We start from the raw sequence: 26,227 nt of genomic DNA, 5'->3' as shown, positions 1-26,227 counted from the left end.
TTTATCTGCCATGGGACGTCGTGGTTGGCGCCCATTTCCTGCATTTGAGCGGTTGCGTTGCTCTTTGAAAAGCATCAAAATTCGTGCGCATTGATGCCTTTTCGGCATCTGTTGCCGGGTCTGTGCCTAAATTGTGCGGCCTGGGCAAAAAATAAGCAATGGGAACGCGCATGCTGCACTCAAGACGACTTCTCTACATCAATGAAATCGCCCGCTGCGGCTCGATCCGTAAGGCCGCCGCGCGCCTCAACGTGGCCTCATCGGCGGTCAATCGTCAGATTCTGGCACTGGAGGAGGAAATGGGAGCGCCGCTCTTCGAGCGCCTACCGCGTGGCCTGCGGCTGACGGCGGCCGGTGAGCTCTGCATCGAGCACATCCGCGAGGTATTGAAAAATTACGAGCGGCTGGAGGGGCGCATTCGCAGCCTCAAGATGCAGCAGGCGGGTAAGGTTCGTATCGTCGCCACCGTGGGTCTGGCGTCAGGGCCGCTGCCCGAGATCATCGCGCGTTTTCTCTCCGAGCATCCCAGGGTCTTCGTCCAGCTGCGCAATGACGCCGGATCGACGACGATGGCGCCGGTCGTCTCCGGGGAAGTTGATCTCGGACTTGGCTTCAACATTCCGGCCATGCCGGGCATTCGCTCCCTTGCCAATTTCGACATACCGATCGGCGTCGTCCTGCCGCCCGGCCATCCACTGATCGGGCCTGGCCCCATCAATCTCGCCGATGTCGTGGAGGAGCGGCTATTGCTTGCCCAGCCCGGCACGAGCCTGCGCGAGGTCATCAATCTGATGCTGGCGCGCCTTTCCGTGCAGGTCGAGCCGGTGTTGGAGAGCAATGCGTCGGAAATGTTGAAGCAGCTGGTAAAATGTGGGGCAGGGCTGACATTGCTCAATCCGCTCGATGTGCTGACGGAGTGTCGCCGGGGAGAGCTGGTATTCCGCCCGATCGCCGAGCCGCATTCGCGGCCTCAACCGATGAAGCTGATCGCCCGCGCGCGAGCACCGCTGGACGCCGCCACCAGCCTCTTCGTCGAATACCTGCTTGCTGAATTGGCCGGGATCGTCGAGGAGCTGCAGGCGAAGGGACATATCATCCCGCCCTCCGAGCGACGCCGCGCGGATCCCTATTTCGAATAGAGGTTGGCAAGCGGATAGTCGCGCAGATCGCGCAGCATTTCTATGAAGCCGGCGACCTCATGTCGGCAGATGAGCGCGCCTTTTTCCGCCGTGCCATTGGCCGCGTTACCGACCACGCCGTTCGGATTGAGATCATGCGCGATCCAGGCGAGCGAATGCGGCGGCAAGGGTTGCAGATACTTGGAATGTTCCTTCATCCATTCCGCCTTGGAGGCAAAATTCTGCGCCTTGTCCATCCGGACCAGATCAGGCCGGAAATGCAGCATGAGCGAGGTCTCGACGTCGCCGCCGTGAATGCCGAAGCGCTGCTCATGCTCGTCGATCATACCATCAGGCGTACCGAAGCGGGTCCATTGCGTGGCGACGACGGCCATCTGGTAACGCACGCGCAGTTCGCGCGCGACGATGCTCATGATATCGACATTGCCGCCATGAGAGTTGACGATCGCCATCTTGCGGATGCCTGCTTCAGCGACCTTCGCGCCGATTGCGGTCCAGACCGGGATCAGTAACTCCGCGCTGAGCGACAGCGTGCCGGGGCCGTAGACGTGTTCGTTGGCCTTGCCGATCTCCTGCAGCGGCAGGACCAGGAAATCGAGATCGTCCGGGCGCTGGACCTTCAACTCGGCAAGCATGCCCTCGGCGATTGCGACATCCGTCGCAATCGGCAGGTGTGGGCCGTGTTGCTCCGTCGAGGCGATCGGTAGGATCGCGATGGTGGTGTCGGGTGAAAGACCGGCGAAATCATAGGTGTTGAGTTCATTCCAATAGAAGGGCTTCGTCATTGCCATGTCCTCTAGTCAGCGCCTGGTCACTCAACGGATACGGCAAGGATGGTAACGGTGGAAAGCATCAATTTGCGCCCGTGCCGCTGCCTTTTTGCGTACGCCTGGAACGACAGCGGCATTTGCCAATCGAGAGACTCGGCTGAAGAGCGGCGGTGTCGGCCTAGGCGGGCCGTGCCTCTTGTTTTTTTCCCGCTTTGCCTTGTTGAGGCGCTGATATTGCAGCAACGCATACTGGCGCGAAGAACCTCTCGTGATCCATAACTTCACTCCATATTTGGGGTAAAAATTGCACCATCTATATTTACATAGTGCATAAGATGCCCCATGTTTTCACTCATTGAAGTGAGGGGCGCATGGGCAAACTGGCTCAAATCGGAAACATCATCATTCGGATTTATGCGAACGATCATCTGCCCCCGCACTTCCACATTTTCACCCCGGATGGGGATGCTCTGGTAGAAATCGCGACACTGGAAATCTTGCGTGGTAAGCTCGCAAGCAAGGCACAAGACACCGCCCTCGAATGGGCGGCGAAGAACAAGGCGACGATTGCCGCCGAATGGAACCGGACCAATCCCCGCTTTCCAATCGCTTGAGGAAAGGAAACAGAAATGGATCTGCCGCGAATTGAAAGCGTAACGCCAACGTCAAACATGACGCTGGCAATCAAGTGGAAGGGCGGCGCTGAGGCTTCCGCAAACCTCGTTGGCTGGATTGCGACCGGCGGCGAATTGCTCGCCCCCCTCAAGTCTCCTGATGTCTGGAAAACCGCCGAAGTCACGGACTATGGCGCAACGGTCGAATGGGCCGGCGAAGATTTGGCGATCGATGCCTATCACCTTTTCCAAATTGCCGAGGATCAGCGCGATTTTGATGTCGAGGACCTGCGGAAATGGCAGGAAGAGATTGGGCTTTCGAATAACGAGGCTGCGGACTTTCTTGGAGTTAGCCTGCGCACGTGGAAGAACTATCGTGCCGGCGCTCCCGTCAGCCATGCCGTTAAGATGCTGCTGCGCGCTAGCCAGCGCGACCCTCTCTTGATGCATGCGCATTACCGGCCGCGTCAGAACGGCAGGCCGAAAGCCGCATAGCCGACGCCCGAAATTCGTTACACCTAGAGCCCATCGGGGACCTAAATGGAGCTAGAGAAAGAACTGCACATTACCGAAATAGGCGCCGCCCTCCATCCAAAACGCCGAATGGTTGTTTTACGGAGGGAAGATGGCTTTTATACATATGCGGAGCAGTACCATTATGTTTCGCACTATGAGGGAAAGATCATAGCCGAAGGCTGGGTAACGCTTCCCAGTGACGGTATGCATACTACTTCCAAAATAGCCGAGATCGAGGGGCGAGCAGCGTTTTCACGGCGCTACGGGGTAGCTTATTGATCAAACAATAGAACCTTTCTTGGTTCTATTTGTCAGCCGACCCAATTTCCGGAATGCAAGGCATGAACGATTTCAATCCATCCCAAGACTTCGCTGGCTTTGTCTTTCTTGCCATCGACCACGGATTCACGAGCATTGAAGATGGTGGAGGCCCGCTTGTTCCGTTCACGATGACTGTGGACCCAGCGGGACAAAAAAAGTTCGCTCGGTTTGCAATGGAGAAGCTCGAAGACGGTGTTGGAGCCGCCAAGAATAGTGTCGCATCGACCGGAGCGATAGCGATGTACGCGATAGCTTTGAAAGCGAGTTCGTTATCGGCTCCAAATCTCCAGACGCATCATGGAGCTCCGCTCAGTAGGAAATTCTCCTGCCTGCGCGTTGCAGATGGCGATTGACCTCACGGCCGATGTAGGACATGCGCGGCCTTCACTGCCGCAGATGCACGGTTCTCGACACCGAGCTTCACATAGATTTGTTCCAGATGCTTGTTCACCGTGCGGGCCGAAAGGCCGAGGATCTCGCCGATGTCGCGGTTCGACTTACCCTTGGCAAGCCATAGCAGGACCTCGGATTCGCGCTGCGTCAACGCGAAGCTCTGACGCAATGTCTCGTCATCGGCGCTCTGATTGCTGGCCGTCAGGCGGAAGAGATATTCGTCGGCGCCGATAGCGCCGAGGAAGGTGAATTGCAATGCGGCCTGACGGCCATTGCTGATGGAAAGAAGATTGTCGCGTGCCGAGCCGAGCCGTTCGCGCTCGAGCATGAAGGCGGCGATGTGTTTGGATGCCAGTTCGAGGCCGTCATCGCTGCCGGTGGCGGCGTTGATGAGGCGGGTTGCCTGCGGCGTCGACCAATGGATGGCGCCGTTGCCCTTCACGGCGAGGAGATGGCGCCCCGCCGCATCGAGCGCCACCCTGGCGCTCTGGGCGGAGCGGGCATTGCGCAGGTGAACGCGGATACGGGCGCGCAGCTCGTCGACATTGATCGGTTTTGTCAGATAATCGACGCCGCCCGATTCGAGCGCATGCACAACATGCTCGGTTTCGGTGAGCCCGGTCATGAAGACGACGGGAATCTGTGCAATGCCTGCATTGGATTTCAGCCGGCGGCAGGTCTCAAAACCGTCCATTGCCGGCATGACGGCATCGAGCAGGATAAGATCGGGCGTGATGCGCTCGACGATGTTAAGCGCCGCGGATCCCGAGGTGGCGATCAGCACGGAGAAGCCGGACTGCTCGAGCGCATCCGTCAGGAAGCCGAGCGCCTCCGGTGAATCATCCACCAGCAAGACTATGTCGCGGGGAAGGGCGGGCTCAGCCAATCTGTTCTACCTTTTCGATGTCGAAGCTGCGCAGCACGTTTAGAAAACCATCGAGATCGAAAGCCTGGACATGCGCGCGCAAGGCGTCGGTGAAGGGTTTGTTTTCCTCAAGCTTGGCGAGATCCGCAAGCTTCGCCTCGATGCCTCTGATATAACCGATTTCGCCGAGCCGTCTGAGCTCGCGGACATGCTCGATGCCAGGGCTTTTCAACGGCAGCGGCGGCTTTGGTGCGACCGGGGCGGAGGCGTCGGCATAGAGCCATTTCAGCCCGAGATGCAGCGCAAGCTTGTCGCGAAGCTGGCGGATATCGACCGGCTTGGAGATGGCGTCGTTGTGGCTGTCGTCACTGTCGGTCGCGGCGGCTGCATCGCCGATATTGGCCGACAGCATGAGGATAGGCGCGGTCTGGCCGTTTTCCCTAAGCCGCGAAACGAGCTGCCAGCCGTTCATGCCGGGCATGGAGATATCGACCAGGAAAATATCCGGCTTGATGCCCTCGATCAGCGCCAGGCAGTCCGGGCCGCCGGCGGCGGTGAGCACGATGAAATCGAGCGGCGATAGGATCTCGCGCATCAGTTCGCGGTGATCCTCGTTGTCGTCGACGACGACGACGGTACGTCGCGGCCCTTCGTAACCTGTAATACGCTGTTCCTGCGCCGGCGGCTTCATCGGACGGATCACGGCCGACAGCATCAGACGCACCCGAAAGGTCGAGCCGACGTCCTTCTCGCTCGTAACGGAAATCTCGCCACCGAGCGTATTCGTCAGAAGCTGAGTGATTGTCAAACCAAGGCCAAGCCCCGGCATGGGTCTGACGCTGTCGGCTTCGCCGCGCTGGAAAGGCTCGTAGATACGGGTAATATCCTTTGTCGCGATGCCGCGACCGGTATCGGAAACCGTGAAGGTGGCGACCTGGTTGCGGTAGCTAACTTCGAAGCGGACGCTGCCTGCATCTGTGAATTTGATGGCATTTGAAAGCAGGTTGACGAGGATCTGGCGCAGCCGCTTTTCGTCGGTGCGGACATAGTCGGGCAGCGCGGCGGAGCGCTCATGGATGAAGCTCAGCCCCTTGGCCTGCGCCTGAGGCTGGAACATGTCGACGATCTGGTCGAGGAAATCCTGGATATTGATCTCGTTGGAATAGACCTGCAGGCGGCCCGCCTCGATCTTCGAAATATCGAGCAGGCCGTCGATCAGGCCGGAAAGATGCTCCGCACTGCGGCGGATGACTTTTAGGGAAGATTGCCTGGGGGCCGGAATGGTCTCGTCACGCTCCAGGATCTGCGCGTAACCGAGCACGGCGTTGAGCGGCGTGCGCAATTCGTGGCTTAAGCCGACCACATAGCGGCTCTTGGCGCGGTTTGCCGCCTCCGCCGCCTCCTTGGCGCCCTGCAGAGCGGCGTCCGTCTTCTTGTGGGCGGCGATTTCCTTCAAGAGCAGCGTATTCTGGCGCGAGGATTCCTCCTCGGCGACCACGCGGCTGTCATGGGCAAGCACATAGAACCAGCATGCGACGCCGGCGATGACGGCAAAGACAAAGAAGACGATGAGGATCGTGCGGTCGACCACAGCGGCGGTCTCGGGAGAGGCTGCGCCCACCTGATGCGCGATCATTGCAAGAATAGCGCCCATGGCGGTCAGTGCCACGGCGACGGCAATGCCGTAGCGGCCGAGGCGCGTGGCGAGCTTGGCGACGATACTTTCCGGCAGCAAGGTCTTCGCGACCGTGCCGACCTGCGTATTGAGCCGAGCCTTCGGCTTGCACATGTCATGGCAGCGGCTGTCGAGCGAACAGCAGAGCGAGCAGATCGGCGCGGCATAGGCCGGACACCAGGCCATGTCCTCCGGCTCGAAGGGATGCTCGCAGACGGAGCAGGTGATGGTACTTAGATTCTTCCAGCTCTGGCGCGGCTTGCGGGCGAGATAATATTTACCCCCGGTGATCCAGGCGATGGCAGGTGACGCGATGAACGCCACGCTCAGCGTGACATAGGGTGCAAGCGAGGCGGCGATTGAGCCGAAGGCACCGAAATGCGCGATGAGAGCGATGGTTGCCGAAAGCGCCATGGCGCCAAGGCCGACCGGATTGATGTCATAGAGATGCGCGCGCTTGAACTCGATGCCAGGAGGCGCAAGCCCCAGCGGCTTGTTGATGAAAAGATCGGCGGAGACGGTGCAAAGCCAGGCCATGGCGATGATCGAGAAGATGCCAAGCGTCTCCTCCAGCAGCCGGTAGATGCCAAGCTCCATCAACAAGAGGGCGATGGCGACGTTGAAGACCAGCCAGATCACGCGGCCGGGATGGCTGTGTGTCAGCCGCGAAAAGAAGTTCGACCAAGCCAGAGAGCCGGCATAGGCATTCATGACGTTGATCTTCAGCTGCGAAATCATGACGAACGCCGCCATCAGGAGCAGCGCGGCATTGTGCCATGGGATCATGTAGCCGAAGGCGGTCAGATACATCTGCGCGGGATCGGCGGCACGATCGGCCGGCACGCCCGACGTCAGCGTCAGGACGACAAGAAAGGAGCCGGCGAGCAGCTTCGGCGCCCCGATAATCACCCATCCGGGTCCGGCCAGGAAGATGGCGAGGCGATGACGCCATTTGCGATGGCCGTCCGGCGGCAGGAAGCGCAGGAAATCGGCCTGTTCGCCGATCTGCGACATCAGCGCCAGGATGACGGCGGAAGCGGCGCCAAACTCGATCAGGTCGAAAGGAGCGGCGGTGCCCGGCGGGCTCGCGGGATGATGGATGCCGGCAAAGGCCCGCCAGAGATCGAATTTTTCCCAGTCGGCAAAGGCGATGAAGACGAAGGGCAGGATGTTGAGAACGATCCAGAAGGGCTGCGTCAGCAACTGGAACCGGCTGATGAGACGCACGCCGTGGGTGACAAGAGGGATCACCATGACGGCGCTGATGATATAGCCGATCCACACGGGTATGCCGAGCGTCAACTCCAGTGCTCCCGACATGATCGAGGCTTCGATCGCGAACAGCATGAAGGTGAAGCTGGCATAGATGAGCGAGGTGATGGTCGAACCGATGTAGCCGAAGCTTGCGCCGCGCGTCAGAAGATCGATGTCGACACCGTGACGGATGGCATAGCGGCTGATGGGCAGGCCGACGGCGAGCATGGCGAGGCTAGCGACAATGATGGCGTAGAAGGCGTTGGTGGTGCCGTAGGAGAGCGTGATTGTACCGCCGATCGCCTCCAGCGCCAGGAAGGAAATGGCGCCGATCGCGGTTTGCGAGATGCGTTGCGAGGAAAATTGCCGGGCGCTCTTGGCGGTGAAACGCAGGGCGTAGTCTTCCAGCGTCTGGTTCGCGACCCAGCGGTTATATTCGCGTCTTACTGGAATGATGCGTTGCCGCGCAGCCATGCTTACCCTTCAGCAGTCCCGCCATCGTCACTCCGGCAGTTCAGAGATGTCGTAACATGGATCGAGGTGGTGCTTAAGGGCATGAGTGTGCCTAAAGCTGCACATTTCGCCCCGGCGCCTACGTCATTTTACGTATGTGGTTTCCCGAAGGAGCGCCGGATAGTCGCTGAAGGCAACGGTTAATCCTTGTTTACCGGCCGTTGCGGCAGACAAAAGAGGGGAACCATAGATGAAATTCAAGACTCTCGTCTCCGGCGCGCTGCTCGGCGCCATCATGTCCACGACAGCATTCCACGGCGCTTTCGCGGCCGACGACACCATCAAGGTCGGCGTCCTGCATTCGCTGTCCGGTACCATGGCGATCTCGGAAACGACGCTCAAGGATGCCATGCTGATGCTCATCGACGAGCAGAACAAGAAGGGCGGCGTTCTCGGCAAGAAGCTCGAGCCCGTCGTCGTCGACCCGGCGTCCGACTGGCCGCTCTTTGCCGAAAAGGCCCGCGAACTCATTCAGAAAGACAAGGTCTCCGCCGTATTCGGCTGCTGGACCTCCGTGTCGCGCAAGTCGGTACTGCCGGTCTTCAAGGAACTGAATTCGATCCTGTTCTATCCGGTGCAGTTCGAGGGCGAAGAGTCCGAACGCAACGTTTTCTATACAGGTGCGGCTCCGAACCAGCAGGCGATCCCGGCCGTCGACTATCTCATGAAGAACGAAGGCGTGCAGCGCTGGGTGCTTGAAGGCACCGACTATGTCTATCCGCGCACGACCAACAAGATCCTCGAGGCCTATCTGAAGTCCAAGGGTGTCAAGGACGAGGACATCATCATCAACTACACGCCGTTCGGCTTCTCCGACTGGCAGACGGAAGTCTCCAAGATCAAGGCCTTCGGCGCGGCCGGCAAGAAGACGGCCGTCGTTTCCACCATCAACGGCGACGCCAATGTTCCCTTCTACAAGGAACTCGGCAACCAGGGTGTCAAGGCGGAAGATATTCCGGTCGTCGCCTTCTCGGTCGGCGAAGAAGAGCTTGCCGGCGTCGACACCAAGCCGCTCGTCGGACATCTGGCTGCCTGGAACTACTTCCAGTCGGTCGATACTCCAGCCAATGCCGCCTTCATCAAGGAGTGGCATGCCTACACCAAGAACGACAAACGCGTGACCAACGACCCGATGGAAGCCGCCTATATTGGCTTCAACATGTGGGTGAAGGCCGTCGAAAAGGCCGGCACGACCGATCCAGACAAGGTGATCGATGCGCTCGTTGGCGTCTCGGTGCCGAATTTGACGGGTGGCTATGCCACCATGATGCCGAACCATTACATCACCAAGCCGGTCCTGATCGGCGAAGTGCAGGAAAACGGTCAGTTCGACGTCGTTTCGCAGACCCCCGCGGTTGTCGGCAAGGAATGGTCCGACTACCTGCCTGATAGCAAGGATCTGATCTCGGATTGGCGCATGCCGCTGAACTGCGGCAACTTCAACGTCACCACCGGCAAGTGCGGCGGCAAGGGCTCCTGATAGCAGCCGACGCAAGATCGCCGCGGGCAGGATTTTCTGGCCGCGGCAGCTTGAGGGGACTAGCGCAATGTTCGACAAATTCGTTTACCGCATCGCCCTGGCGCTGGTCGCCGGCTTCTGTGTGGTGCTGGCGCTGACGGCCACGGGTCTGCGCGCCCAGGAAGACGCCCACGGCCTCATCAATTCGCTCGGCCAGGCCAATTTCCAGAAGGCCGGGGATATCGTCCAGAGCTTGGCGAAGTCAGGTGACCCCAAGGTCGTGCCGGCATTGCAGGCCTTTTCCGACGGTGATCTCTATATCAGGAAATCCGACAATCAGGTTTTTATCGCCAAATCCTCCGGCGACATGATGGATCTGATGGATCCTTTGACCGGGCAAGTGGTCGGCCAGGAAGCCAAGGACAATCTCGGAAAGATCAAGATCAACAACAATCTGCGCCGTGCGGTTCGCGCGGCTCTCGGCGGTCTGACGCTGATGAGCCCGGATCGCGCCACGAGGCTCGAAGCGGCGCAATCCATTTTGAAGGCGCCGAGTGCGGATTCGCTCGACGCCGTCGAGACGGCGCTGCAGAGCGAGAAGGACGCGGACATCCGCGGTGTGCTCGAACGCGCAAAGGCGGTTGCGGTGCTTGGTTCGGACCGCCCGATCGCAGAGAAAAAGGCGGCGATCGAGACGATCAAGAACGAAGGCGGCCGCGATGCCATCGGCATTCTCTCGTCGGTTTCCGTTGATGATAGCCTGAAGCCCGATGTTGCCGCCGCCATTGCCGGCATCCAGGATCAATTGAAGTTCTGGGATGCGGTGCAGAATATCTGGTACGGCCTTTCCCTCGGCTCGGTGCTACTGCTGGCCGCCATCGGCCTTGCGATTACGTTCGGTGTCATGGGCATCATCAACATGGCCCATGGCGAGATGGTGATGCTCGGCGCCTACTCGACCTTCGTGGTTCAAAGCATCATCCGCACCTCCTATCCCGAACTCTTCGACTGGTCGCTGGCGATCGCCCTGCCGGTCGCCTTCATCGTCACCGGCGCCGTCGGCCTCATCATCGAGCGTGGCGTCATCCGCTTCCTTTACGGCCGGCCGCTGGAAACGCTGCTCGCCACCTGGGGCATTTCGCTGATCCTGCAGCAGGCGGTGCGCTCGATCTTCGGGCCGACCAATCAGGAAGTCGGCAACCCCTCTTGGATGTCCGGCTCCTTCGACCTTGGCTATCTCTCCATCACCTGGAACCGGCTCTGGATCATCGTCTTTGCGCTCGGCGTGTTCGTTGCGCTGCTGCTTCTCCTCAAGCGCTCGGCCTTCGGGTTGCAGATGCGGGCGGTTACGCAGAACCGGCGCATGGCGTCGTCCATGGGCATTCGCACATCGTGGGTCGACGCCTTCACCTTCGCGTTGGGATCCGGCATCGCCGGCATGGCGGGTGTCGCACTCTCGCAGATCGACAATGTCTCGCCAAACCTCGGCCAGAGCTACATCATCGACAGTTTCATGGTCGTGGTGTTCGGCGGTGTCGGCAATCTCTGGGGAACGCTCGTCGGCGCCTTCTCGCTCGGCATTCTCAACAAGTTCCTTGAGCCCTATGCGGGGGCGGTGCTCGGCAAGATCCTCGTCCTCGTCCTCATCATCCTCTTTATCCAGAAACGTCCGCGCGGGCTCTTCGCCCTCAAGGGAAGGGCGGTGGAAGCATGATCACGACCTTTCTTCTTCGCTCGCTCGACCGCCGTATCAGCATTGCCATCGCGATCCTGCTTGCCGTCGCGGTACTCGTGCCGCTGTCGAACCTGCTGTTGCCCGAAACGAGCGCGCTACATGTGCCGACCTATCTGATGTCGCTGTTCGGCAAGTATCTGACCTATGCGCTGCTCGCCCTGGCGCTCGATCTGGTCTGGGGTTATTGCGGCATTCTCTCGCTCGGCCACGGTGCCTTCTTCGCGCTCGGTGGCTATGCGATGGGCATGTATCTGATGCGGCAGATTGGTTCGCGCGGTACCTATGGCAATCCGATCCTGCCCGATTTCATGGTTTTCCTGAATTGGAAGGAACTGCCCTGGTTCTGGTATGGCTTCGACCAGTTCTGGTTCGCCATGCTTATCGTGCTTGCGGCACCCGGCCTGCTGGCCTTCGTCTTCGGCTGGTTTGCCTTTCGCTCGCGCGTCAACGGCGTCTATCTGTCGATCATCACGCAAGCCATGACCTATGCTCTGCTGCTTGCCTTCTTCCGCAACGACATGGGTTTCGGCGGCAATAACGGCCTGACCGATTTCAAGGACATTCTCGGCTTCAACATTCAGGCCGATGGGACGCGCGCGCTGCTGTTCGCCATCACGGCCGTGTTCCTGGCGCTGGCATTGATGCTGTCCTCGGCCATCGTCCGCTCGAAGTTCGGCAAGGTGCTTGTGGGCGTGCGCGACGCGGAAAGCCGCACGCGTTTCCTCGGCTATCGTGTCGAACATATCAAGCTCTTCGTCTTCGTCGTATCGGCCATGATGGCGGGCATTGCCGGCGCGCTTTACGTGCCGCAGATCGGCATCATCAATCCCGGCGAGTTCGCCCCCGCGAATTCGATCGAAGTCGTCATCTGGACGGCCGTCGGCGGGAGAGCGACCCTGATCGGGCCGATCATCGGCGCGGTGCTCGTCAACGGCGGCAAGACCATCTTCACCGGCTTGTTTCCCGATTTCTGGCTGTTTGCGCTTGGTGGCTTGTTCGTCGCGGTGACGTTGTTCCTGCCGAAGGGCATCGTCGGAACGATAGCGCACCATTTCGGCAAGACGCGCAAGCCGACAAGCCCGCCGCCCAAGGCTGCGAAGGATGAAGCCGACCCGTCCGTGCAGGCTGCGGAGTAGGACCATGATCCCCGATATCAAACCCAACAGCATGCTCTACCTCAACAACGTTTCGGTCTCCTTCGATGGCTTCAAGGCTTTGAACTCACTGTCGATCGTCATCGAGCCTGGCGAACTTCGCGCCATCATCGGCCCGAATGGTGCGGGCAAGACCACGATGATGGACATCATCACCGGCAAGACGCGGCCCGACGAGGGCGAGGTGTTCTTCAACGGCCAGGTCGACTTGACGAAGAAGGATGAGGCCGATATCGCCCAGCTCGGCATCGGGCGGAAGTTCCAGAAGCCGACCGTTTTCGAAAGCCATACCGTCTGGGACAATCTCGAACTGGCGCTCAACCGCAATCGCGGCGTCTTTGCGACGCTATTCTATAGGCTGACGCCCGCGGATCGCGATCGTATCGAGGAAATCCTGGAGACGGTGCGGCTGTCGCACCGGCGCGACGAGCTGGCGGCCAATCTCTCGCATGGCCAGAAGCAGTGGCTGGAAATCGGCATGCTGCTGGCGCAGGAGCCAAAGCTACTCTTGGTCGACGAACCGGTGGCGGGCATGACGGATGCCGAGACGGCGGAAACCGCTGTGCTCTTGAAGGAGATCGCCAAGACGCGTTCGGTCGTCGTGGTCGAACACGACATGGGCTTTATCCGGGATCTCGGCGTCAAGGTGACATGTCTGGCGGAAGGATCGGTTCTGGCGGAAGGCTCGATCGATTTCGTCAGCAGTGATCCGAAGGTGATCGAGAATTATCTGGGGCGATGAAATGCTGACAGTCGAAAACGCGAACCTGCATTATGGCGCCGCTCAAGCGCTGCGAGGCATCTCCATCAAGGCGGAGATGGGCAAGATCACCTGCGTTCTCGGGCGCAACGGCGTCGGCAAAAGCTCGCTATTGCGTGCGGTTACCGGACAGCATGCCTTGTCGGCCGGCACGGTTGCTTTCAACGGTGTCACGTTGAACGGCATGGCGCCATTCGCGCGCGCCAAGCAAGGCATCGGCTACGTGCCGCAAGGACGCGAGATCTTTCCGCTCTTGACCGTGAAGGAAAATCTCGAGACCGGATATGCGCCGCTTTCCCGCCGCGACCGCAGCATTCCCGATGATATCTACAACCTGTTTCCAGTGCTGAAGTCCATGCTCTCGCGCCGCGGCGGCGATCTTTCCGGCGGCCAGCAGCAGCAACTGGCGATCGGCCGGGCGATGGTGACGCGGCCGAAGATCCTGGTTTTGGACGAGCCGACCGAGGGCATTCAGCCGTCGATCATCAAGGATATCGGCAGGGCGATCCGCTACCTCAGGGATTCCACCGGCATGGCGATCCTGCTGGTCGAGCAATATCTCGATTTCTGCCGCGAGCTTGCCGACTACGTCTACATCATGGATCGCGGCGAGATCGTGCATGAGGGGCTGGCCGAGACGCTGGATACGCCAGAGGCCCGCCGCCATCTGACTGTCTGAGCAGGAGAGATTGCTCATAGCCAGGGTCCGGATTGCCGCCGCTTTCGCCGGAGCCTCAGGCGTCCGAGGGGCTCCCACCCTTTGGTCTTACAGACCATCTTACTGCGGACAATATGGGCTATTCGTACGATGATATCTGCTCTCGTGGAAGCAGCACTCACGCATTTGTGACAGTTTCCCGAATTCCTGGGATATCTTTGCGACAAATCGCGGCTAAAGTGCTGAACATTATTCTATCTCTTGAGGGCGCCACGACTTTTGAAAGAGAATCCCATGCAGCAACGTAAAAGCGTATCGGTCGAAGAGCTCCCGGAAAATACAGCACTTGCGATATATGAGCTAATCGGCGGAACGTTCCGCAACTATTCCGAGATCCTTTACATACGTGTACCGGATGTGACTGATGATGGCAGGTCCATGGGTGGCATCGAAATCACCATTCGTAAGACAGCCTCCGCCGCATCACTGCAATGAGCGCGGCTGAACGCTTGTAACAAGCCTTTCTTCTCAGGTGATATTTAGGCATGTGTCAGCGGTAATCCAGCGGTCATGCACAACCGATCTTCGATCTCATTGCAATATGCCTGATCGTTAAATAGCGGTCGTCAACCGGTGATCGCGCATGCAGAAATGCCGATACACATTGTGATAATGCGCATAGATAACATTAAGTAGAGGACCGTATCCAAGCCATATATCGCGACATGATTTGGCCGCGTCGACACCAATTGACACACTTTGACCATTTTCCGGCAAAGCTATGTGACAAATCGAGAGTAATCCTCCTGTAAGAGCATGTTAGATAGGGCTTAAGGTGGTGATCATCAGCTTCAAATCACGCAATTGGATGGACAGGAAGTCAGGTTCAATTAGAAGGTATGATATCTCCGTGCCATCGGTTTATCAATCCACTCCATGGAATACCCATACCAGCATGACGGTGGAGATCGTTGATGTGGACCCTAATATGCTTATCCATCCGTTTGATCTACGTACGGATTCTTGCACAGATCAATCGGATCTTCGTGAGAATATGTTCATTCAGTGAGAGCGGTGAATAACATGAACGATCCGATGTCTGCACCATCATCAACGGATTGAGCACGTGCGGTACCATGGCGATAGTCGCGCTGCAATTCGCAACTCAAGCGGAGCGCGGGCAGGAAGCTACCTGGTCGCGCCAGACAAGCTGCCTTATGCCCTCTGCAGGCAGACGTGACGATGATGCCCAGAGGCGAAGGATTGGTTGCGAGTTCGCGCGGAGCCGTGCCGCCGGAAACCAGCCTTTCCGTTCCCTCCTTTCCTTCAGATTTTGATCCGCACGCAACGAGGAATATATGAAACGACATCTAACGCGGACCGTGGCTTCGGGAATCGTGGTCATATTGTTGGCTGGCTGCAGCCAACAGCCGGCAGCACAGAATAGTGGAAGAACTGTGAAATCCGAGGTTAGCGCGATGACATTGCATCCGCAATCGGTCGCGATCACCGCCGATCTACCCGGTCGCATCAGCGCCAATCTCGTCGCCGAGGTTCGGCCGCAAGTCGGCGGCATCATCCGCAGCCGCAATTTCAAGGAAGGAAGCGAGGTCAAGGAAGGCGATGTGCTTTATGAGATCGATCCGTCTTCTTACCAGGCATCCTATGACAGTGCGGTCGCCGCCTTGCAGAAGGCGGAAGGTGCCGTGCCGAATGCCCAGGCCAAATTGGACCGCTATGCGGGCCTGAGTGCGCAGAGCGCCGTCAGCCAGCAGAATTTCGACGATGCGAAGTCAACCCTGGTACAGGCACAGGCCGATGTCGCCTCTGCCAAGGCGGCGCTCGAGACCGCACGGATCAATCTTGATTATACAAAGATCCGTGCGCCGATTTCCGGCCGCGTCGATGCCTCCACCGTGACGGTCGGCGCACTCGTGACTGCCGAACAAACGACCGCGCTGACCACCATTCGCCAGCTCGATCCGATCAATGTCGACGTCACGCAGTCGAGTACGAACCTCCTGCGATTCCGACGTGCCGTGGAGGAGGGGCGCCTGAAGACAAGCGGCGAGAATGTTTCGGTCCGTCTGACCTTGGAGGACGGCACGCAGTATAAGGAAAGCGGCACGCTGGAATTTGCGGAGGCGGCTGTAGCCGAGACCGTCGGAACACTCAATGTCCGCGCCAGCTTCCCCAACCCGGAGCGGGTTCTGCTGCCGGGCATGTATGTGCGCGCCACCATTCAGGAAGGCGTTGCCGAAAGCAGCTTCCTCGTGCCGCAGCGTGCCGTGACCCGCAACACGAAGGGCGAACCGATCGCTTTCTTCGTCAGCGCGGACGGCAAAATCCAGCAGCGCGTGCTGACCGTTCAGCGCAGCATCGGCAACAGCTGGCTCGTCGGCAAAGGAGTAGAGGAGGGAGATCGAGTCGTTGTCGAAGGCATACAGCGCGTGCGTGACGGCCAGGAGGTGAACGTCGCGCTGGTGACAGTCGACGATGCCAGCGGAAATCTTGAACAGGCATCGGCGGCCGGCACAGCCCAAGCCGGTCAGCAGGCCAAGGCCGACGGCGCGGACAAGAGCACCGTCACCGGTTCGACGAATTGAGGGTAAAACATGTCTCGCTTCTTCATTGACCGGCCCGTCTTTGCCTGGGTGATCGCCATCGTCATCATGCTGGCGGGCGCACTTTCGATCCTCACACTGTCGGTCGCGCAATATCCGCAGATCGCGCCGACGACGGTGCGCATCACCGCCACCTATTCCGGCGCCGACGCCGCAACCGTCGAAAACTCGGTGACCAAGGTCATCGAGCAGGGCATGACCGGTATCGACAATCTCGATTACATGGCGTCGACCTCGACGGCGACGGGCCAAGCCTCGATCTCATTGACTTTCACCAACAAGGCCAATCCCGACGTCGCGCAGATGCAGGTGCAGAACAAGCTGCAGCTCGTCACCGCGCAATTGCCGCAAGTCGTCCAGAATACCGGCATCACCGTTTCGAAATCGACCAGCAGCTTCTTCCTCGTTGCGGCGTTTGTGTCGACGGATCGCAAACTTATGCCGACCGACCTAGCCGACTATGTCGACAGTACCCTGAACGATACTTTGAAGCGGGTTCCAGGCGTTGGCGACACCACGCTCTTCGGTGCGCGCTATGCTATGCGCATCTGGGTCGATCCGGACAAGCTCGTCAAATACCAGCTGATGACATCGGACGTCGTCTCCGCCATTCAAGCGCAAAACGTACAGGTCTCGTCCGGTCAACTGGGTGGTCTGCCGCAGCTTGGCGGCCAGCAGCTCAATGCGACGGTTACGGCTGGCAGCCGTTTCCAGACGCCGGAGGAATTCGAGAACATCATCCTCAAGAGCCTGCCTGATGGTTCCATGGTTCGCGTCAACGATGTCGCTACAGTGAAGCTGGGCGCCGATAGCTACGTCACGTCGGGTGTCTATAACGGCATGCCTGCCGCGGGCCTTGGCATCAGCCTGGCGACGGATGCAAATGCGATCGATACGGCGGCCAGGGTCCAGTCGACGATCGATGGTTTGCGCAGCACGTTGCCGCCGAACGTGGAGATCGTCTATCCCTACGATACGACGCCCTTCGTGAAGCTTTCTATCGAGGACGTGGTCAAGACGCTGTTCGAAGCCATCGTGCTCGTCTTCATCGTCATGTTCGTCTTCCTGCAGAACCTGCGCGCCACGCTGATCCCGACGCTCGCCGTCCCTGTCGTCCTGCTCGGCACCTTCGGCGTGCTGGCGATGTTCGGCTATTCCATCAACACATTGACCATGTTCGGCATGGTGCTGGCGATCGGCCTTCTGGTCGACGACGCCATCGTCGTCGTCGAAAATGTCGAGCGCGTGATGGAGGAAGAGGGATTGTCGCCACGCGAGGCGACGATCAAGTCGATGCAGGAAATCACCGGCGCGCTGATCGGCATCGCCACGGTCTTGTCGGCCGTGTTCATCCCGATGGCCTTCTTCTCCGGTTCGGTCGGCGTCATCTACCGGCAGTTCTCGGTGACGATCGTCTCGGCGATGGTGCTCTCCGTCATCGTCGCTCTTATCCTCACGCCAGCTCTTTGCGCCACCATTCTCAAGAAGCCGGCGCATGGGGCACGTGAGCGCGGCCTGTTCGGCTGGTTCAACCGCAATTTCGAGCGGGGAACGAGAGGTTATCAGCGCACCATTCATGGCATGATCCGCCGCGGTGCCGTGTTCCTCGTCATCTTCGTGCTGATCGGCGTCGGTGTCGGTTATTTGTTCAATCGTCTCCCTAGCTCCTTCCTTCCGGAAGAGGATCAGGGACGTCTTCTGACCAGCATTCAGCTGCCCCCCGGTGCGACCGCTGAACGCACCCGTAAAGTGCTCGATCAGGTCATGAATTATTATCTCAACAATGAGAAGGACTATGTCGACGGTGTCTTTGGCAGCGTTGGCTTCAATTTCAGCGGCCAGGGCCAGAACGTTGCCGTCGCCTTCGTGGATCTGAAGGACTTCGATCAGCGCAGGACGCCGCAAGCCTCCGCCCAGGCGATCGCCAGACGCGCGATGGCCGCCTTTGCCAAGATCAAGGACGGCAATGTCTTCGCGCTGGCACCGCCGGCAATCCCCGGTTTCGGCAATAACAGCGGCTTCGATTTCTACATCAAGGATATCAACGGCGCGGGTCACACCGCATTGATCGCCGCCCGCAACCAGTTCTTGGGTGCGGCGTCGGGGAGCGCGAAGCTGAGCGGCACGCGCCCGAACGGACTGGACGATACGCCGCAATATTCGATCCATATCGATCAGGAAAAGGCTCGCGCCTTGAACGTCAATCTGGCGGATATCAATGCGACGTTGTCGACGGCCTGGGGCGGCACCTACGTCAACGACTTCATCGACCGCGGCCGCGTCAAGAGAGTCTATGTGCAGGCCGACAGCAAGTTCCGCATGCAGCCGGAGGATTTCGATCGCTGGTATGTGCGCAATTCCGGCGGCGACATGGTGCCGTTCTCGGCCTTCGCCTCAGGTATCTGGACCTATGGTTCGCCACGCCTGGAGCGCTATAATGGTGCTTCTGCCGTCGAAATCCAGGGTACCGCGGCGCCTGGCGTCTCCTCGGGCGACGCCATGAACGAGATCGACAGGATCATGGCGAGCCTGCCGCCGGGGTTCAGCCACGATTGGACCAGCCTGTCCGCTCAGGAAAAGCTTTCGGGTAACCAGGCAAGCCAGCTCTACGCGATTTCGATCCTGGTCGTCTTCCTGGCGCTCGCCGCCCTTTACGAGAGCTGGTCGATCCCGTTCGCCGTCATGCTGTCGGTCCCGATCGGCATCTTCGGCGCACTGCTGGCCGCAACCATCTTCGGGCAGTCGAACGACGTCTACTTCAAGGTGGGCCTGCTGACAACAATCGGTCTGGCGGCAAAGAACGCCATCCTGATCGTCGAATTCGCCATCGAGCAGCAGAGTAAGGGCAAGAACCTGATCGATGCGACGCTCGAGGCGGCAAGGCAACGTCTGCGACCGATCCTGATGACCTCATTCGCCTTCATCCTCGGCGTGCTGCCGCTGGCGATTGCCAACGGGGCCGGTTCCGGCAGCCAGAACTCGATCGGTATCGGCGTCATGGGCGGTATGATCTCGGCGACCGTGCTCGGCATCTTCTTCATCCCGCTGCTCTTCGTCTCCGTCCGCCGTGTCTTCAAGGGCAAGAGATCGACCGATGCGGAGGGGCAGGAGCCGAACGTTGCCACGGCGACGCCGGATACGCCATAGTCATCATGCATACAGGCCCAGCGTCAAAGCTGGGCCTGCCGTAAAAGATGGCCGTTGGCAATTGACCCGGAGCCACGATTAGTGGCTCGGACTACCTCCATCGGCGATACGCTGCCCATTTTCGTCGAAGAGATGGACGGCGTTATGAGCCGGAGCGATGCGCAAGGTATCGCCTGGCGCGGCCCTGATCCGCTCACGGAACACGCAGGTGACTGTCTGCGTGCCGAGGCGGGCAATCACCATCGTTTCGGATCCCGTCGGTTCGACGACGATTGTCTCCACCTCGATACCGTCTGCCACCAGCTTGATATCCTCGGGGCGAATGCCATAGGTTACGGCAGTCGGCGGATATTGTTCGCTCGGCAGGATAAGCCCGTCGGTGGTGCGGAAACCGGTGTTCGTCATGCTGCCCTTGATGAAATTCATCGCGGGAGAACCGATGAAGCCTGCGACGAAGAGATTGACCGGCCGGTCATAAAGCTCAAGCGGCGATCCGGATTGCTCGATCAGGCCGTCCTTCATGACGACGATCTTGTCGGCCATGGTCATCGCTTCGATCTGATCGTGGGTGACGTATATGGTGGTGGTCTGTAGTCGCTGGTGCATTTCCTTGATTTCGGATCGCATCTGAACGCGAAGCTTCGCATCGAGATTCGATAGAGGCTCGTCGAAGAGGAAGACGGCGGGGTCGCGCACGATCGCGCGGCCCATGGCAACGCGCTGCCTCTGGCCGCCGGAAAGTTGCTTCGGATACCGTTCGAGAAGATTTTCAAGCCCGAGGATTTTCGCGGCATTGCCGACGCGCTGATCGATTTCCGCCTTCGGCATTCGCTTCAGCCGCAAGGAGAAACCCATGTTCTTCGCGACCGTCATATGCGGATAAAGCGCGTAGTTCTGGAAGACCATCGCGATATCGCGATCCTTCGGCGCGAGGTCGTTGACGATGTGCTTGCCAATCTGGATATCGCCCGAGGTGATCCCCTCCAGGCCGGCGATCATTCTGAGCAGCGTGGATTTTCCGCAGCCCGAGGGGCCGACGAGCACGACGAACTCGCCGTCGCGGATATCGACCGATACGCCCTTGATCGCTTTGAACGCGCCATAATCCTTGCGCGCATTGTTCACTCTGACATGTGCCATTTTCCATCCTCCCGGATAGCTTCAAAGCCCGTTCAAGACCTTTCGGAGATAGGCAAGGCCGAGGCGCTCGCCTTCCTTGCGTTGAGCAAGATCCTTGCCCGGCCAACCGAAAGCCGTATCCTCGTGCTCGATCGAAAGCGTGCCGTCAAAGCCATTGGCGCGCGCCTGACGCAGGAAGCGCGGCCAGTTGAGAAGTCCATGGCCCGGCAACTTGTATTGCCACCACCCCTTGCCATGATAGCCGACCGCCTGCTGAACGGCCGCATCGATCGCGGTATCCTTGGCATGAAGGATGGCGATGCGATCCTTGACCGCATCCATGGCGACATAGGGATCGACGCCGATGCGGATGAGATGGGAAGGGTCGAATTCAAGGCCGAAGCGTTTGTCGGGAATTCGTTTGAAGAGCTCTTGCCAGCCTTTCGGCGTGGTGCCGATGAAATTGTCCTTGGGGCCGGGCCAGTTCTCGATCGCAAAGATCAACCCGCTCGACGTCGTCCTGGCGATCAGCCGGTTGGCGAAGTCGGCGAAATCTTCATAGTTGGCATCCTCGTCGGCGCTGTCGTCGCGACCGGGAAAGATAATGAAGATCGGCACGTCCGCTTCGCCGATCGCGTCGGCGAATTCCTCGGTGATGGTTCGAAGTTCGCCGCGTTTGCCGCGATCGGCATCGAGCTGATTGCCGAAAAAGGCGATCGAGGAGACGAAGAGGTTGCGGTCGCGGGCAAGAGCGACCGCCGCTCGTACCTTGTCCGGCGTCTTGATATGGCCGCGGACATCGATCTCGATCGCATCGAAACCGGCGGAGGCGGCGAAATCCACCACCTCCTCGAAGGGCCTGTCGTTGAATGTCGACGTATAAAAACCGATCCTCATCAAAATCCTCCCTGCGGCCGCGGGGGCCAATTCAATTGTTCAGGCGGTCCATGAATTTGAGTGGTGAACGCGTGCGCTGGACCTCGTCGGCCGAGGCGAGCATGAGGGCTGCCGCCATCGGCATTGCCGCGGCGCCGATCGCGCAGGCGTCCTCTCCGAGCGAGGCACGGTGGATCGATGGCAGCGCCGTATCCTCCATATCGAGGTGCTCGTGGACATAGCGCAGCAGTTCATCGATCATGCGGATGGGCAAGCGGCCGCCCAGGATGATGGCATCGGGATCGACGATCATGCCGATGTGCTTGACCGCGACGGCCAGATGCGCGCTCATCCCCTTCAGCCATTGGGAGGCCAATTTTCTGCCACGGGCATCCAGCGTGAGGAGGTCCGAGGGCACGCTTGCCTTGATGCCGTGTTCGCCCAAGAATTTGTAGAGGAAGAAGAGCGAGAATATTTCGCCGAGAAGCTCGACTTTCTGGCCTCCCCTGTGGCGCGGATCGGCGATTGGCAGCCAGCCGATCTCGCCGCTCAGGCCCATGGCGCCGCGATGGCCGGCGCCGTCGAGCACGAGCCCGCCGCCGGGGCACGCATTGATCGCGATATAGAAGAAGCTACGGCTTTCCGCTCCAAGCCCGTAGTCCAGCTCCGCAAGCGCTCCCGCATTCGTTTCATTCTCGATGAAGACGGGATGCTGCGTCAGGTTCTCCAATGCGGCGCGCACGTCGAATTCCATCCACTCCCCATAATTATCGGGCTTGCCCAGGAAGTCGATCTCGCCGAGCCAGTCCGGCATCGCGAGTCCGATACCCGCCAGATGGGCATCGTCGATCAGGCGGCTGCGCTGGAAATGCGAGATCGCATCGGCGGTCAGCTGCATGAATTCGCCCGGCAGGATGTAGCGCTTTTCGTGGTGGACGCGGGCGCGCACGTTGCCGACGGCATCGACGGCAAGGATCGTCAAATGGTCGCGATCGATGTTGATGCCGATCGCGAAGAAGGCGTCGGGGTTGATCTCAAGCTCGATCGCCGGCTGTCCCCTCAGACCATGGCGCCGCCGGGCTTCTATGATCAGGCCTTCGTCGAGCAGGCGATCGACGATGCGGGCGATCGCCGGCTTGGTGAAGCCGGTCTGCCGGGCGATTTCGGCGCGCGAAATCGGCGCTTGCCGATGGATGCAACGCAGAACGACGCCTCGATTGTGCTCGCCCGCATCCTCGACATTGGCTCCCGTCAGGTCGGGAGACAGTTTGACACCGGTCGGTTGGTTTATCCTCGGGATTCCTTATCAGTCTGGCACGCGCAAACCGGCCTCACCCCTTCACCGAGCCGCTGGTCATGGAGCCAAGGATCAGCCGTTGCAGCGACAGGAATGCCACGATCGCCGGTACGACGGAGATGAGGCAGGCGGCCGCCAGCAGCTGGATGGACGAGTCGGTTTGCATGCCACGGAAATTAAAGATCCCGACGCCGATCGGCATCAAATTGTTTTGCGTGAGCAGCAGAAAAGGCACCAGAAATTGCGACCAGCCGGCAATGACTGTGATGATGAAGACGGAGGCGATGCCCGGTGCCGACAGCGGCAGCACGATCCGCCAGAACACGGAGAAACGGTTGCATCCGTCGATCATCGCGGCTTCGTCGAGGCTGCGCGGAATGCCGTCCACCGTGCTCTTCAGAAGCCATGTCGCGAGCGGCACGCCGAGCGCGATATAGACCATCGTCACGGCGAAATGCGTATCGAGCAGGCCAAGGCGGTTCATATAGCGATAGAGCGGCACCATGATGACCAGCGGCGAGATCATCTGAAAGAGCAGAAGCCCCATCATCGACAGGCCCTTGCCCCGGAACTGGAAGCGCGAGAAGGCGTAGGCCGCGGGCATGGCGACGATCAGAACGCCGAAGCCGCTCAGAGCCGCGAGCTTCAAGCCGTTCCAGAGATAGAGCGGGAAGTAGCTGTTATTAAGCACGGTGATGAAATTGTCGATCGTTGGGTTGTGCGGGATATAACGCGCCACGCCGCGATAGATTTCGCGTTTGTCGCGCAGCGCCATCGACAGCAGGTAGGTGAGGGGGCCGGCGAAGAAGACGAACATCGCCAGCATGAAGAGATAGCTCAGAAAATCGCCGAAGCGCGTGCCGGTGCGCCTGCTCATCGTTCATCCTCCTTCGGCAGGAACGATGCATAGATGACGGCTAGCCCGAGGCTGATGATGAGCATCAGCACGGAAAGCACGCTGCCCCCGGACAGGTCATAATTGCGGAAGACGATATTGAAGACATAGAGCGATATGACTTCGGTGGCGCGGCCAGGGCCGCCGCCCGTCAGCGTGATGATCGCGTCGAAAGTGTTCAGCGTCATGATGGTAATAAGGATCATGTTGACGAGGATGGCCGCGCGCAGCTGCGGGATGGTGATGAAGAAGAACTGCTGCGGGCCCGTCGCGCCATCCACTTCCGCCGCTTCGTAGAGCGAGGGATCGATTGCCTTCAACGCGGCATACATGACGACCATCGAGAAGGCCGTTCCGCGCCAGATGTTCGAGATCAGGGCTGACCAGGGCGCGATGGCGGGATCGGAAAGCCAGGCGACCGTCGGCAGGTGCATGAGCCGTAAGATGCTGTTCAGCGCGCCGTAGGGTGCTTCCGAAAATAGCATCTGCCAGATGATGCCGCCGGCGATGCCGGGCACGACCCAGGCGATGAGCGCCGTGGTTCTGAGTATCGTCGTGCCGAACAGACCGCGCTTTTCGCCGCGAACGACAACGACGGCGACGGCAAGGCCGAGGATCTGCTGGCCGATGACGCTGCCGCCGACGAAGACGAGGGTCGCCCAGAGAATGTCGGGCAGCTGCGGCGAACTCAGCATGTTCGCGATAGAAGCGAGCGTATAATCCTGATTGTCGCCGATCAGCGTCGCATTGGTGAAGGACAGACGGAACACGTCGATGACCGGATAGAGATAGAAGATGCCGATGACGATGATCACGGGCATGATCCAGGGTAGCGGCGCCCCGGCGAAACGGCGCATGAACGATCTGCTGTGCGGCCGGCTGGCAGCCTCGATGGCGATTGGGGTCATTGGGCTTCTCTGTCCGGGTTTGACACTGTCGGCAACGCCCGCGCGGGCGTTGCCGCGATCACAATCGTTAGAGACGCTTGTAAGCCTCCATCGTCGCCTTGAATGCCGCGTTAAGGGCTTCTTCCGGCTGCTTGGTTCCCGACAGGACGTCGCCCATCATGATCTGGATCTGGTTGGAGATCTCCGGATAGATCGGCGCGCCCGGACGGGCCTGGCCGTTGGCGAGCGCGTCGGCGAAGGTCTTGTTGGCTTCGGTCGCGAAAACCTCATATTTGTCGAAGAGCGATTTGCGCGTCGGCAATTGCTGCTGAAGCGCGTTGCCCGGCCCCATATAGATGTCGCGCGCGAGGTTGGCGCACATCTCGACCTTGTCTTTATCCTTGCTGAAGGAGGCGATCGTCCAGCCGCCCGTGCCGGTCGAGCGCTTATCTGCCGTCGGGCCGGGGATCGGAGAGAAGGTCCAGTTGGCGAATTCGTCCGGATCCAGCGTTGCCTTCAACTGGGCGAGCTGCCAATTGCCGCCGATGAAAAGCGCGGTCGTTCCGGCAGCCGCGGCCGCGTTCAGATCATCATAGTTGCCGATCGTCGTCACCCGTTTGGGCGCGGCACCGGAATCGACGAGATCCTTGTAATAGGTCAGCGCCTTGAGGAACTTCTCCTTGTTTTCATCCTCACCGAAAACCGGCTTGCCGGTATCGTCGACGAGCTTGCCGCCGAGCGCCCAGTAATTGGCGAGCCAGTCGAAGGTCGAACCCTCATAGCGGGCGGCGTTGAAGAGGATGCCCTCCATGCCTTCCTTGACGGAGGCGATACCGGCCTTCTTCAGGTCGTCCCAGGTCTGTGGTGCATCGGGGACAATGGACTTGTTGCGGTAGAGGACGCGAAGGTCGGTATCCCACCACCAGGCACGGATCGTCTGATCCTTGTCGGTGATGCCGTTGCGGATGAAGGGGAAGAGATCCGCGACTTCGTCCTTCGAGAAATAGGGGGTGAAGTCGGCGAGCACATGGTTGACCATGAATTGCGAGAGGACGAAGGAATCGACGGCGGCGCAATCCGGAGCATTGCCAGCCTTTGCCTGTTCGAGCATTTTTGCCTGCTCCGTGCCGATATCGGCTGACATGAACTGCATCTGCAGCTTCCAGTCGGGATGCTTCTTGATGAAGTCGATGAAGAGTTTCCGATAGCCCTCGGCGATCGCCGGATCGGCATTGTTCGGACTATCGTTCGTGAGCCGGACAGTGAGTGTTTTCGGCGCGTCGGCAAGGCCTATCCTGTCCTTTGTCGCCAGTTCTTGGGCAAATGCGGCAGGCACTGAAAACAACATCGTGCTCAGCGCTAGCGCGCTGACGAACGCTCTCTTCATGATGGGTCTCCTCCCCATTTTGAACGGATACAACATGGTGGCCAGTTGACCGCTCCTCATTTCCATGCTGCATTAATTAGATTAAGTTACTTTGGTTTGATGTCAAGTCGCAGCTCGGGAGGATTGAGATGCTGGTGACATTCGACAGCAGCTAGCGGCCTCAGGCCGC

Annotated in this window: 21 protein-coding genes and 1 pseudogene; 13 read left to right on the top strand and 9 right to left on the bottom strand. The window is 59.5% G+C overall.

The genetic code is table 11. The features are described from left to right. Positions 1 to 170 precede the first annotated feature (170 nt). Positions 171 to 1,139: a LysR family transcriptional regulator gene (locus tag GDN47_RS20585; protein WP_113331850.1), complete on the top strand. Its 969-nt coding sequence runs from the start codon at positions 171 to 173 to the stop codon at positions 1,137 to 1,139. Here the strand turns inward: GDN47_RS20585 and GDN47_RS20580 are convergent. After that, positions 1,127 to 1,924 (bottom strand): creatininase family protein, encoded by a 798-nt coding sequence (locus GDN47_RS20580; protein WP_113331851.1) that lies wholly within the window; start codon positions 1,922 to 1,924, stop codon positions 1,127 to 1,129. The two genes, GDN47_RS20585 and GDN47_RS20580, sit on opposite strands and share 13 nt — an antisense overlap. Positions 1,925 to 2,280: 356 nt before the next feature. On the opposite strand from GDN47_RS20580, the gene GDN47_RS20575 reads away from it, so the two are divergent. The 4 genes from GDN47_RS20575 (at position 2,281) to GDN47_RS20560 (ending at position 3,713) form a co-directional block, all read left to right on the top strand. Beyond that, on the top strand, positions 2,281 to 2,523 hold the full coding sequence (locus GDN47_RS20575) for a DUF4160 domain-containing protein (RefSeq protein WP_113331604.1): 243 nt from the start codon (positions 2,281 to 2,283) through the stop codon (positions 2,521 to 2,523). 15 nt (positions 2,524 to 2,538) lie between these two features. Then, complete coding sequence (locus GDN47_RS20570) at positions 2,539 to 3,018, top strand: helix-turn-helix domain-containing protein (RefSeq protein WP_113331605.1); 480 nt, start codon at positions 2,539 to 2,541, stop codon at positions 3,016 to 3,018. A 45-nt stretch (positions 3,019 to 3,063) separates the two neighbouring features. Beyond that, positions 3,064 to 3,318 (top strand): hypothetical protein, encoded by a 255-nt coding sequence (locus GDN47_RS20565; protein ID WP_152094128.1) that lies wholly within the window; start codon positions 3,064 to 3,066, stop codon positions 3,316 to 3,318. A 62-nt stretch (positions 3,319 to 3,380) separates the two neighbouring features. Beyond that, positions 3,381 to 3,713, top strand: coding sequence for a hypothetical protein (locus tag GDN47_RS20560; RefSeq protein WP_113331606.1), 333 nt, complete (start codon positions 3,381 to 3,383; stop codon positions 3,711 to 3,713). A gap of 2 nt (positions 3,714 to 3,715) precedes the next feature. Here GDN47_RS20560 and GDN47_RS20555 read toward each other — a convergent pair whose 3' ends face one another. Continuing rightward, entirely contained in the window at positions 3,716 to 4,639 is a 924-nt protein-coding gene (locus tag GDN47_RS20555) for a response regulator (RefSeq protein ID WP_113331607.1), read from the bottom strand. Next, on the bottom strand, positions 4,632 to 8,021 hold the full coding sequence (locus GDN47_RS20550) for a hybrid sensor histidine kinase/response regulator (RefSeq protein ID WP_113355315.1): 3,390 nt from the start codon (positions 8,019 to 8,021) through the stop codon (positions 4,632 to 4,634). The genes GDN47_RS20555 and GDN47_RS20550 overlap by 8 nt, the downstream gene beginning before the upstream one ends. 229 nt (positions 8,022 to 8,250) lie before the next feature. Here GDN47_RS20550 and urtA point away from each other — a divergent pair, with 229 nt between their 5' ends. From urtA to GDN47_RS20510, 8 genes and pseudogenes are all read left to right on the top strand, one after another. Beyond that, on the top strand, positions 8,251 to 9,540 hold the full coding sequence (gene urtA / locus GDN47_RS20545; RefSeq protein ID WP_069613978.1) for an urea ABC transporter substrate-binding protein: 1,290 nt from the start codon (positions 8,251 to 8,253) through the stop codon (positions 9,538 to 9,540). A 67-nt stretch (positions 9,541 to 9,607) separates the two neighbouring features. Then, the gene (gene urtB, locus GDN47_RS20540) at positions 9,608 to 11,233 is read left to right on the top strand and encodes an urea ABC transporter permease subunit UrtB (protein ID WP_113355313.1); all 1,626 of its coding nucleotides are present in this window, start codon (positions 9,608 to 9,610) and stop codon (positions 11,231 to 11,233) included. Next, positions 11,230 to 12,301, top strand: a pseudogene (gene urtC, locus GDN47_RS20535) (urea ABC transporter permease subunit UrtC); the annotation flags it as partial. The gene urtB and the pseudogene urtC, both read left to right, overlap by 4 nt. A 93-nt stretch (positions 12,302 to 12,394) precedes the next feature. Continuing rightward, positions 12,395 to 13,150, top strand: a complete 756-nt coding sequence (gene urtD, locus GDN47_RS20530) for an urea ABC transporter ATP-binding protein UrtD (protein WP_069613981.1) — start codon at positions 12,395 to 12,397, stop codon at positions 13,148 to 13,150. 1 nt (position 13,151) lies between these two features. Further along, a complete protein-coding gene (gene urtE / locus GDN47_RS20525) occupies positions 13,152 to 13,847 on the top strand; it encodes an urea ABC transporter ATP-binding subunit UrtE (RefSeq protein WP_113419962.1) in 696 nt (231 codons plus the stop codon). A gap of 273 nt (positions 13,848 to 14,120) precedes the next feature. After that, a complete protein-coding gene (locus GDN47_RS20520) occupies positions 14,121 to 14,321 on the top strand; it encodes a hypothetical protein (protein ID WP_069613983.1) in 201 nt (66 codons plus the stop codon). A gap of 863 nt (positions 14,322 to 15,184) precedes the next feature. After that, positions 15,185 to 16,432 (top strand): efflux RND transporter periplasmic adaptor subunit, encoded by a 1,248-nt coding sequence (locus GDN47_RS20515; protein ID WP_145635753.1) that lies wholly within the window; start codon positions 15,185 to 15,187, stop codon positions 16,430 to 16,432. A gap of 9 nt (positions 16,433 to 16,441) precedes the next feature. Then, positions 16,442 to 19,597, top strand: a complete 3,156-nt coding sequence (locus GDN47_RS20510; protein WP_145635751.1) for an efflux RND transporter permease subunit — start codon at positions 16,442 to 16,444, stop codon at positions 19,595 to 19,597. A gap of 78 nt (positions 19,598 to 19,675) precedes the next feature. On the opposite strand, the gene GDN47_RS20505 is transcribed toward GDN47_RS20510, so the two are convergent. From GDN47_RS20505 to GDN47_RS20480, 6 genes are all read right to left on the bottom strand, one after another. Continuing rightward, entirely contained in the window at positions 19,676 to 20,737 is a 1,062-nt protein-coding gene (locus tag GDN47_RS20505; RefSeq protein ID WP_113421149.1) for an ABC transporter ATP-binding protein, read from the bottom strand. A gap of 21 nt (positions 20,738 to 20,758) precedes the next feature. Continuing rightward, a complete protein-coding gene (locus GDN47_RS20500) occupies positions 20,759 to 21,613 on the bottom strand; it encodes a sugar phosphate isomerase/epimerase family protein (protein WP_152094127.1) in 855 nt (284 codons plus the stop codon). 31 nt (positions 21,614 to 21,644) lie between these two features. Further along, on the bottom strand, positions 21,645 to 22,883 hold the full coding sequence (locus GDN47_RS20495; RefSeq protein WP_113352975.1) for an ROK family transcriptional regulator: 1,239 nt from the start codon (positions 22,881 to 22,883) through the stop codon (positions 21,645 to 21,647). 40 nt (positions 22,884 to 22,923) lie between these two features. Beyond that, complete coding sequence (locus tag GDN47_RS20490; RefSeq protein WP_092716672.1) at positions 22,924 to 23,766, bottom strand: carbohydrate ABC transporter permease; 843 nt, start codon at positions 23,764 to 23,766, stop codon at positions 22,924 to 22,926. Next, a complete protein-coding gene (locus tag GDN47_RS20485; protein ID WP_145635747.1) occupies positions 23,763 to 24,692 on the bottom strand; it encodes a carbohydrate ABC transporter permease in 930 nt (309 codons plus the stop codon). Before GDN47_RS20485 ends, GDN47_RS20490 begins: the two co-directional genes overlap by 4 nt. 67 nt (positions 24,693 to 24,759) lie before the next feature. Then, the gene (locus tag GDN47_RS20480) at positions 24,760 to 26,058 is read right to left on the bottom strand and encodes a type 2 periplasmic-binding domain-containing protein (RefSeq protein WP_152094126.1); all 1,299 of its coding nucleotides are present in this window, start codon (positions 26,056 to 26,058) and stop codon (positions 24,760 to 24,762) included. Positions 26,059 to 26,227 lie beyond the last annotated feature (169 nt).

Origin of the sequence: Martinezella dioscoreae (genome assembly GCF_009176305.1) — a bacterium.
Taxonomy (GTDB): domain Bacteria; phylum Pseudomonadota; class Alphaproteobacteria; order Rhizobiales; family Rhizobiaceae; genus Rhizobium; species Rhizobium dioscoreae.
This window is presented reverse-complemented; position numbering and strand designations above follow the sequence as displayed.

Excerpts from the sequence above, each read along its gene's own strand:
- GDN47_RS20580 (WP_113331851.1), bottom strand. The coding sequence starts at position 1,924 with ATGACGAAGCCCTTCTATTGGAATGAACTCAACACCTATGATTTCGCC.
- GDN47_RS20575 (WP_113331604.1), top strand. The coding sequence starts at position 2,281 with ATGGGCAAACTGGCTCAAATCGGAAACATCATCATTCGGATTTATGCG.
- urtB (WP_113355313.1), top strand. The coding sequence starts at position 9,608 with ATGTTCGACAAATTCGTTTACCGCATCGCCCTGGCGCTGGTCGCCGGC.
- urtA (WP_069613978.1), top strand. The coding sequence starts at position 8,251 with ATGAAATTCAAGACTCTCGTCTCCGGCGCGCTGCTCGGCGCCATCATG.
- GDN47_RS20480 (WP_152094126.1), bottom strand. The coding sequence starts at position 26,058 with ATGAAGAGAGCGTTCGTCAGCGCGCTAGCGCTGAGCACGATGTTGTTT.
- GDN47_RS20550 (WP_113355315.1), bottom strand. The coding sequence starts at position 8,021 with ATGGCTGCGCGGCAACGCATCATTCCAGTAAGACGCGAATATAACCGC.
- GDN47_RS20565 (WP_152094128.1), top strand. The coding sequence starts at position 3,064 with ATGGAGCTAGAGAAAGAACTGCACATTACCGAAATAGGCGCCGCCCTC.
- GDN47_RS20520 (WP_069613983.1), top strand. The coding sequence starts at position 14,121 with ATGCAGCAACGTAAAAGCGTATCGGTCGAAGAGCTCCCGGAAAATACA.
- urtE (WP_113419962.1), top strand. The coding sequence starts at position 13,152 with ATGCTGACAGTCGAAAACGCGAACCTGCATTATGGCGCCGCTCAAGCG.
- GDN47_RS20500 (WP_152094127.1), bottom strand. The coding sequence starts at position 21,613 with ATGAGGATCGGTTTTTATACGTCGACATTCAACGACAGGCCCTTCGAG.
- GDN47_RS20490 (WP_092716672.1), bottom strand. The coding sequence starts at position 23,766 with ATGAGCAGGCGCACCGGCACGCGCTTCGGCGATTTTCTGAGCTATCTC.
- GDN47_RS20515 (WP_145635753.1), top strand. The coding sequence starts at position 15,185 with ATGAAACGACATCTAACGCGGACCGTGGCTTCGGGAATCGTGGTCATA.
- GDN47_RS20570 (WP_113331605.1), top strand. The coding sequence starts at position 2,539 with ATGGATCTGCCGCGAATTGAAAGCGTAACGCCAACGTCAAACATGACG.
- GDN47_RS20585 (WP_113331850.1), top strand. The coding sequence starts at position 171 with ATGCTGCACTCAAGACGACTTCTCTACATCAATGAAATCGCCCGCTGC.
- GDN47_RS20505 (WP_113421149.1), bottom strand. The coding sequence starts at position 20,737 with ATGGCACATGTCAGAGTGAACAATGCGCGCAAGGATTATGGCGCGTTC.
- GDN47_RS20485 (WP_145635747.1), bottom strand. The coding sequence starts at position 24,692 with ATGACCCCAATCGCCATCGAGGCTGCCAGCCGGCCGCACAGCAGATCG.
- GDN47_RS20560 (WP_113331606.1), top strand. The coding sequence starts at position 3,381 with ATGAACGATTTCAATCCATCCCAAGACTTCGCTGGCTTTGTCTTTCTT.
- GDN47_RS20510 (WP_145635751.1), top strand. The coding sequence starts at position 16,442 with ATGTCTCGCTTCTTCATTGACCGGCCCGTCTTTGCCTGGGTGATCGCC.
- urtD (WP_069613981.1), top strand. The coding sequence starts at position 12,395 with ATGATCCCCGATATCAAACCCAACAGCATGCTCTACCTCAACAACGTT.